This window comes from Leptospira meyeri (assembly GCF_004368965.1).
GTDB classification, from domain to species: domain Bacteria; phylum Spirochaetota; class Leptospiria; order Leptospirales; family Leptospiraceae; genus Leptospira_A; species Leptospira_A meyeri.
In genome coordinates, this window is the sequence record NZ_SORO01000010.1 from 1 (window position 1) to 7,261 (window position 7,261).

The 7,261-nt window shown below is 33.1% G+C and carries 8 protein-coding genes; all 8 read right to left on the bottom strand.

All coding sequences use genetic code 11. The features are described from left to right. Nucleotides 1-254: 254 nt before the first annotated feature. The 8 genes from CLV96_RS19615 to CLV96_RS19655 all read right to left on the bottom strand — a co-directional run bounded on the left by CLV96_RS19615 (nucleotide 255) and on the right by CLV96_RS19655 (nucleotide 6,467). Entirely contained in the window at nucleotides 255-1,472 is a 1,218-nt protein-coding gene (locus CLV96_RS19615; RefSeq protein WP_004787827.1) for a hypothetical protein, read from the bottom strand. Between the two features lie 200 nt (nucleotides 1,473-1,672). Then, nucleotides 1,673-2,386, bottom strand: coding sequence for a hypothetical protein (locus tag CLV96_RS19625; RefSeq protein ID WP_004787816.1), 714 nt, complete (start codon nucleotides 2,384-2,386; stop codon nucleotides 1,673-1,675). Between the two features lie 203 nt (nucleotides 2,387-2,589). After that, a complete protein-coding gene (locus CLV96_RS19630; protein WP_004787810.1) occupies nucleotides 2,590-3,531 on the bottom strand; it encodes a hypothetical protein in 942 nt (313 codons plus the stop codon). 201 nt (nucleotides 3,532-3,732) lie between these two features. After that, entirely contained in the window at nucleotides 3,733-4,131 is a 399-nt protein-coding gene (locus CLV96_RS19635) for a type II toxin-antitoxin system death-on-curing family toxin (protein WP_004787802.1), read from the bottom strand. After that, complete coding sequence (locus CLV96_RS19640; RefSeq protein ID WP_039927731.1) at nucleotides 4,132-4,344, bottom strand: AbrB/MazE/SpoVT family DNA-binding domain-containing protein; 213 nt, start codon at nucleotides 4,342-4,344, stop codon at nucleotides 4,132-4,134. It abuts the gene before it with no gap. A 338-nt stretch (nucleotides 4,345-4,682) separates the two neighbouring features. After that, nucleotides 4,683-5,432, bottom strand: a complete 750-nt coding sequence (locus CLV96_RS19645) for a hypothetical protein (protein WP_004787820.1) — start codon at nucleotides 5,430-5,432, stop codon at nucleotides 4,683-4,685. A 5-nt stretch (nucleotides 5,433-5,437) separates the two neighbouring features. Then, nucleotides 5,438-5,956 carry a DUF4365 domain-containing protein gene (locus tag CLV96_RS19650; RefSeq protein WP_004787818.1) on the bottom strand — a complete coding sequence of 173 codons (519 nt, stop codon included), beginning with the start codon at nucleotides 5,954-5,956 and terminating at the stop codon, nucleotides 5,438-5,440. 217 nt (nucleotides 5,957-6,173) lie between these two features. Continuing rightward, the gene (locus CLV96_RS19655) at nucleotides 6,174-6,467 is read right to left on the bottom strand and encodes a hypothetical protein (protein ID WP_040917413.1); all 294 of its coding nucleotides are present in this window, start codon (nucleotides 6,465-6,467) and stop codon (nucleotides 6,174-6,176) included. Nucleotides 6,468-7,261: the final 794 nt, after the last annotated feature.

Here is a 7,261-nt window from a genome sequence, read left to right on the forward strand (position 1 = left end):
TTTATAATCTTCTATTAATTCAGTAATTTTGTTTTCTAAAATATATTGATTAACGTTTTTGAACATTTTATTCTGCATTGCGACTAACGAACTAGACTTACCGAAGTTGTCCGACCCTGAGTCCCGGAAACGGGACGTTAGGGACTGGCACGTAGTTTGCGGATGCAAACGAGTGACAGGAGGACAATTTGGCGTAGCCCGAGCGAGGCCTAGTGCCGAAGCGTAGCGGTAAGTCGCTGTTAGCCGCAGTAGATTTAATCATTAGTATCTAATACATCTAAGAGATTTTCATATCGCCGTGCTACATAGCTGTTAGTGAATCTAGTTTTGATGGAATTTTGAACTAATTTCGATTTTTTAATATTATTTAGGACGATATCTTTATTCTTTTCCATAATTTCTAGACACACAGGTGCACCCGTGTTACTGTAGAAAACTTTTCGTCCGGATCCATGAAATCCGTAACCTCCACTTTCACCTACGTAGCATAGAATTAGCCATTTTACATACTTTTCCTGTAGTTCATCCGGTACAAATTCTAAGCCTCCAACTTCTTGAAAATTTCTTAATAGTTCTCCATGTTTTTTGAAATTACCCCATTCAAATCCGGTTGATTCAAAGAGTTTAAAGAAATCCTCAAAAAAATCCTGTTTTCTTGCCTTGGTCAAATATGGGAATAGCTTAGCATTGAGGGCAATTTTTGCTAGGTTAAAATCCATATTCTTTCTACCTAGTATCTCTTCGAAATACTTTGCTACCTCAATAATTGCGTGTGGATGCATTCGTTGACTTAAAAGAAAAATACCGTTGATAGCATTTTCTCGCACGATTTCAGGTTTTTTTTCATCTTTGTTAATATTAATAAGGTTTTTTAAAATTTCAATTTGTCTTACTTGTGGAGCATGTTCAAAATCTGTTAAGAATGTATTATTTAAAGTTACAAATTTTGGACTTTCGATTAATTCTTTTATATCATTTACGCTCAAAATTTTAATTGGATCTTTCGATAATACGACATCAACACAGGTTTTAAAAATATATAGACAGTCTTCTACACCTGCCTCGTATTCAGAATCTTCATGTTCTAAATCTTTTCTAATTTCGTAACATCTTAAAATTCTTCGATATTCGGGATGAGACAGTAGTCCAATCCTATATGATAAATGAATAATGTTTAAAGTACTATAATTTTCTAAATCATCTAATCTTGTTATAGGTGGTAATTTGTACTGTAGAGTTGCTTCCTTAATGATGTCTTGGCCAGATAATTTTATCTTTTCTTTCAAGTCATGCATAGCAGCGTTTAGCAACCTTTGACATGCACTACTTGGATCTATTTTAATTAACTTATTTACCCTTTGAATTAAATCTCTGGATTTCCATTCTGGTCGAATTTTATTAAGATAATCGGGAACATTTGAATCGATGACCAATTGAACATCAGGGCTTGGAATTAATTCATTATCTGTCATATTAATATCCTTTTTTTAAATCTATTGCGGCTAACGAACTAGGGGAGACGACGTTCCTCGTAGCTGAGCCTCGCAGAGGCGTTAGCGTCGGCGCGTCTTCTTGCTTAGCGAGAAGCGTGACGGAGAGGAATGTGGCGTAGCCCAAGCGAGGCCTGGTGCCGAAGCGACGCGTTTCCCCGCTGTTATGCGCAGTAATATTTTTATAGGCTGACATTGAAGAAATTATGTTCAAAATTTTGATTTGAGTTTAGAATAATATATATTCCGTCCTTATTAATTATTTTGTAATAATTTAATGTGCCATTCATGCCTGTTTCCAATGTGCAAATAACTATTCCATTTTTAAAATCGACATTCTCTTTCAGGACAATTTGATTATTCGTACTTAACGTTTTCTTAAAATATGGGTAGAATTGGTCTAATGTTTGAGCCTCTGAATAGTAAGCATTAGTAGTTCTGGAAAGAAATGCATTATAGTAAAAGTTTTTGGATTTGAATTGATAGTGCGATACTGTAGGTTTTTTTTCCGTAAAATCTTTATTTTCGATCTCACTTCCTGGAAATACTACGGAAATATTATTTTCTATTTTTAAAACTCCATTATCAAGCTTAGCATCTACTTTGGCTAATTTTTCGAAAGTAATAAAGTTATATGTTGTTAAAATGAAAAATGAATAAACGAATATATTGTAACGATTTAAGTGTCTCTTTGTTACTTTTATAATTAATAAAGCTGAAAGTATGAAGAATAGGCCAACTGAAATATTTATAAAGAAATACTCAGTCATTAAGCGTAGGTTAATTAGATTTGAAAACGCTACTTTATATCCATCATATTTCATTATAGATTCTAAGAAATTTAGGATTAATCCAATAGCTAAAATTACATTTTGTTTATTAATATATTTTTTCATGTGTTTAAGATTTTTTTAATATTATTGCGCATAACGAATTAGGGGAGACGACGTTGTCCGTAGCTGAGCCTTCGAAGAAGGCGTTAGCGTCGGCGCGTCTTCTTGCGGAGCGAGAAGCGTGACGGAGGACAATGTGTCGTAGACCGAGCAAGGGCGTAAGTCCCGCAGCGAAGCGTTTCCCCGCTGTTATGCGACGTTTGATTTTAAAGATTTTTATACTCAGCTATTCGATCTTTAATAACTTTTTCGTCATCAATTTGTGTAAAATCTCTAGCACAGATATATATTCTCTTGTTTATATGATCAATAGTTGTAACGCTTCCATAGATAAATAAAGGAGAATTTAATTTATATTCTTCTTTTAGATATTTATCATAGTTTTTTTGCCAAAAAATAACTGGCGAATAACCGGAAATTTTGAATTTAGTAATAACATTTTCTGAAAAGAATAGATTTGATGTGGAATAAATTTGCTGTTCGGTTTGTAATAATCCTTCTGTTCTGATGGTATCAGTTGGGTATTCAGAAAGTGTGATTTGGAATCTAATTCTGTCAATAGAGTTGGTATGGAAAATAGTAAAATCGCTAGGCTCATCATTTTCATCTTTCCATCGTTTAAAATAGTTATTTAGAAAGTTTTGAAGTGATGAATTAATTCTAAAAGACAAGAAGTTAGTATTATTTCTATTGATCCAATCTGGGGTAAAAAAGAAAAAATTGTCGAATTTTAGCGCTTTTCTTTGTGACAACCGAATTGGAAACGGAGACAATTTATCAAAACTTGATGTGACAAAGCATTCCGGATCACAGGATCCGATAGCTGTTCCATATCTGATCTTTTCATTATCTTTAACAAAAACTGTGGCTAGATTTCCATAGATTAAATCGTAACTTTCGGTTAATTCACTATTTTTAAAGTAAAATGTACTATTAGTTTTAATAAAAACTATAAATCTATCATCTTTGTTTTTTATAATTTTTGTTACAAAACCATCAGCATCGGATTTAATATTATTACCTTTACTATTTTGAAATATTAGTGATGGTAATTGAAATGTGGAGTCCGTTGATTCCAGGTTCTGAGAATACATTTCCGAAGAAAGAATGGAAATGAACAATGTGAAAGTGATTAAGTTATTTTTCATATTTACCTCAAAATTTATCAAATGTCGCATAACGAACTAGACTTAACGACGTTCCTCGACCCTGAGTCCCGAAGGGACGTTAGGGACTGGAACGACGCTTGCGAAGGCAAGAGGAGTGCCAGAGAGGAATGTGTCGTAGACCGAGCGAGGCCTTGTGCCGAAGCGTAGCGGTAAGTCGCTGTTATACGACGTAGCCTATTTTTAAATATTAAGATTTGCTAGAGATTCTAAAGTATTTTTAATCTCTTCCATTTTGAATTTTCCTTCTGCAACTCCAATAACGAAATCATAGAGAATTTCATTTGGATCAAGGAGGTCATATCCATTAATATCGAGAAATACTAGTGTAGAGGCTAATGCCACTCTTTTGTTTCCATCCAAAAAAGGATGATTTTTGCAAAGATAGTATAAGTATGCTGCAGCTTTATCAAATAAAGAAGGATGTAAACTTTCACCATCAAAAGTCGTCATTGGTTGATGAATAGCCGATTCTAAGAGTCCATAGTCACGAATATCCGCCGCTCCGCCATACAAATCGATTTGGTTTTTATGTATTTGAATTACGTCCTCAATTGAAAGGAAAATAGTATCATCCAGCATTTATTGGGCTAGTTTTTTGAGAGTTTTTCCGTGAGCTTTATTAATCTTTTCTAAAGATTTAGATAAGTTCTTCTCGATCGGTTTAATAATTAAAGATTTACCATCAGTCGTAACTTCGAGTGTAGAATTTTGATCAATTTTAAGTAGCTCAAGAATAGGTTTTTCGATAACCAAAGCGGAGCTATTTCCGTGTTGCACAAGTTTTTTTAACATTTTTAAGCCTGTATTAACAATGTAGTAACATTGTATAATCAATTACAATCAAAAAATTAAATATTTTGGATGAATTTAATCGGATAGATTCAATGTGAATTTAATTTTGAAATAATTTAACACATTTTGATTTTTCCTATAATTTCATCTTTCATTCCGAATCGATTTTTAGGCTATGTCGTATAACGAACTAGACTAACCGACGTAGGCTGGCCCTGAGTCCCGAACGGGACGTTAGGGACTGGCCACGACACTTGCGTAAGCAAGGGGAGTGCCAGAAGCCTATGTGGCGCAGCCCAAGCGAGGGCGAAGTCCCGAAGCGAAGCGGTTAGTCGCTGTTATACGTCGTTTTTTATTTTTCCGATTAAATCAGTTATTAAATCATTTTCAGTATGATTATAAATGAAATCTGCAAATGCTTTATTTTTATTTATAATCACATTGAGTTCCAATAAGTTTGTAGGCTCTAAATTTAAGTAGGTTAAATATTCTTTATCTGAATAGTAGCTATTGATTTGAGGGAAAATTTCTTTGAAGACAATATGCTCTATTTGTCTAATGCCCATTTTAATTGCTTCATTAAAGTGATGGGAATTTGGTTCATAATCAAAAACCTGGTACACCGCTGATTCAATATCGATTTTTTTTCCACCAAAAAAGCTTTTATCATTATAGGTTATTAGGATGAAGTATTCTATGAACTCTGGTTTATTTAGACCATTTTTTAATCCGATAAGTAGATAATAATCCCCTAAGGTTTGCGTACGTTTACTTAACAAAAGAATTGGTAATTCTAATCTTCTCAGTAATTCCTCTCTAGATATTTGATGATTTAAAAATCTTAGATTATATTCGATGATTTTCGGGTGTGTTCTATATGTTTCGGATAAGATATTTAATATGTTTTTTATATATTCTTCATATCCAGATCCGCTTTCTTCATTTGGTATAAAGATAGTTTTTCCTTTGTCAAACCCGTTAGATTTGTTTATATACTTTGTCAGAATATTTTTTTTTGTGGGATAGTCTTCAACTTTCCAATCTAACGCTTCTAGGAAATGCTTAATTTTTGATAGTTGTATTTTCATAAAGATTACAATAGTTGATCGAATAAATTTTTAATAGTGTTTGAAATAAGTCTATTAGAGGTTGATATTTCAATAGTTTTGTTATATTTGCAAGTGTTGATAGGAATATTGTTTGGAATAAAAAAGTAGCAATTTTTTCTTATCATTAAATCTTCCTTGTTTAAAGATATCCATTCCTTTTCTTCATTGGGTAATACGAACAGAAATAGAATTAGGGGTTTCTTCGAGTTTTGTCTTGAGAAGAGGTCATTGTAGTTTTTTGATTTGAGGGGGTACTTAAAAATACCGGCTTTTGAATTAAATCTTGATTCTTTAATTGCTTTAATTTGAATATCTACCTCTCTACCGTTTGGGAAGTATTCTTTTTTCCCATCAAATGTAACTCTTGAATCTAATTCCTTAAGAGTGATGTCCACTCCATAGTCGTGAATAAACTCAACGACTAGATAGTTTTCGTGTGCAGCAATGGCAGTTATATATGCAATTGAAATTAATTCTTTTTTATGGTTTGCTGGTATGTTCATATGTTAGCTTAAAAAATGACGTATAACGTAACTAGCTTGCCGAAGTTCCCCGGAGCTGAGCCTACGTAGTAGGCGTTAGCGTCGGCGCGGATTTTGCGTAAGCAAGAGACGTGACGGAGGGGAATTTGGCGGAGCCTGGAGGGAGGGCTTGTCCCTCCCGGAACGGCAAGCGTCAGTTATGCGCTGTGCCAATGAAAATAGATAATTATAATACAATCTAAAGATTTTTATTCTTTCTATGATTTCTTAGTAACAAAATTAGTGAAATTAAACCTAAAAATATTGTTGTATATGGAAATATTAAGCTTGAAAGAATCGGAAACGCTTCAACAGCAAATTCAAAAATTAACATTTCTGTTGAACTTTGGTCAAAAGATTCAAATGTCATTGGATGCTCACCGTCTTCAATCCAAGCCAAAAGTGCGACTGATAATAAGGTTAATAGAAAATTAAATATTATTAATATAGAAATAGATTTTAATATTGTAAATAAGGGGATTAATTTTCTCATTTTCTTTCCTTAGGTGTAACATAAGGATTAATTCAGCGAAAGTTGAATCTTTAATCGGCAATAAAAGAAATATTAAACATACGGATTAATTTTAAAAATTTTTGATTAATTCTTCTGATAGCCTTCTATAATTCTAAATCAAATCATTCCAATTATTTGATTTAGAATTATTATTTTCTAAAACTAAATTTAGAATTTTTTCACGGAGATTGTTATCAAGTAGAGCTTCGGCACAATCTGGAATAATATTTTTTTTGGCATAATTGATAGGAACAGAGGAATTTTCAAAAGAAAATTAATAATGTTTTGATAAGGAAGAATTTTCAATCAATTGATCTTCATTTTCCCAAGAATTGGCTTCAATTATTCCTAAATCGGAAGTCCAATGTGCATTTCCATATTTATAAGATGAAAACAGTATCTGAGTTGGTATAAAATTTAAAAATTTAATTTTAATCATTCTTTCATTGAAAATAGGCTTTAGATACTATCTTATAAAAACTGTAAGAATTTCCTTATCTTTTACTTCTTCATCTAATATCATTTTACGAGTAAAACTTAGATTCATAGATTTATTTGGCATTGCGCATAACGAACTAGTCTTCCCGAAGTTGTCCGCCCCTGAGTCCCTGAAGGGGACGTTAGGGACTGGCACGTAGCTTGCGCATGCGAGCGAGTGACAGAAGGACAATTTGCCGTAGGCCGAGTGAGGGCTTGTCCCGAAACGTAGCGGGAAGACGCTGTTATGCGACGTCATGTAGCTATTGATTAAGAGCTTGTTGAATAGCTTATTT

Excerpts from the sequence above, each read along its gene's own strand:
- CLV96_RS19615 (WP_004787827.1), bottom strand. The coding sequence starts at position 1,472 with ATGACAGATAATGAATTAATTCCAAGCCCTGATGTTCAATTGGTCATC.
- CLV96_RS19625 (WP_004787816.1), bottom strand. The coding sequence starts at position 2,386 with ATGAAAAAATATATTAATAAACAAAATGTAATTTTAGCTATTGGATTA.
- CLV96_RS19630 (WP_004787810.1), bottom strand. The coding sequence starts at position 3,531 with ATGAAAAATAACTTAATCACTTTCACATTGTTCATTTCCATTCTTTCT.
- CLV96_RS19635 (WP_004787802.1), bottom strand. The coding sequence starts at position 4,131 with ATGCTGGATGATACTATTTTCCTTTCAATTGAGGACGTAATTCAAATA.
- CLV96_RS19640 (WP_039927731.1), bottom strand. The coding sequence starts at position 4,344 with ATGTTAAAAAAACTTGTGCAACACGGAAATAGCTCCGCTTTGGTTATC.
- CLV96_RS19645 (WP_004787820.1), bottom strand. The coding sequence starts at position 5,432 with ATGAAAATACAACTATCAAAAATTAAGCATTTCCTAGAAGCGTTAGAT.
- CLV96_RS19650 (WP_004787818.1), bottom strand. The coding sequence starts at position 5,956 with ATGAACATACCAGCAAACCATAAAAAAGAATTAATTTCAATTGCATAT.
- CLV96_RS19655 (WP_040917413.1), bottom strand. The coding sequence starts at position 6,467 with ATGAGAAAATTAATCCCCTTATTTACAATATTAAAATCTATTTCTATA.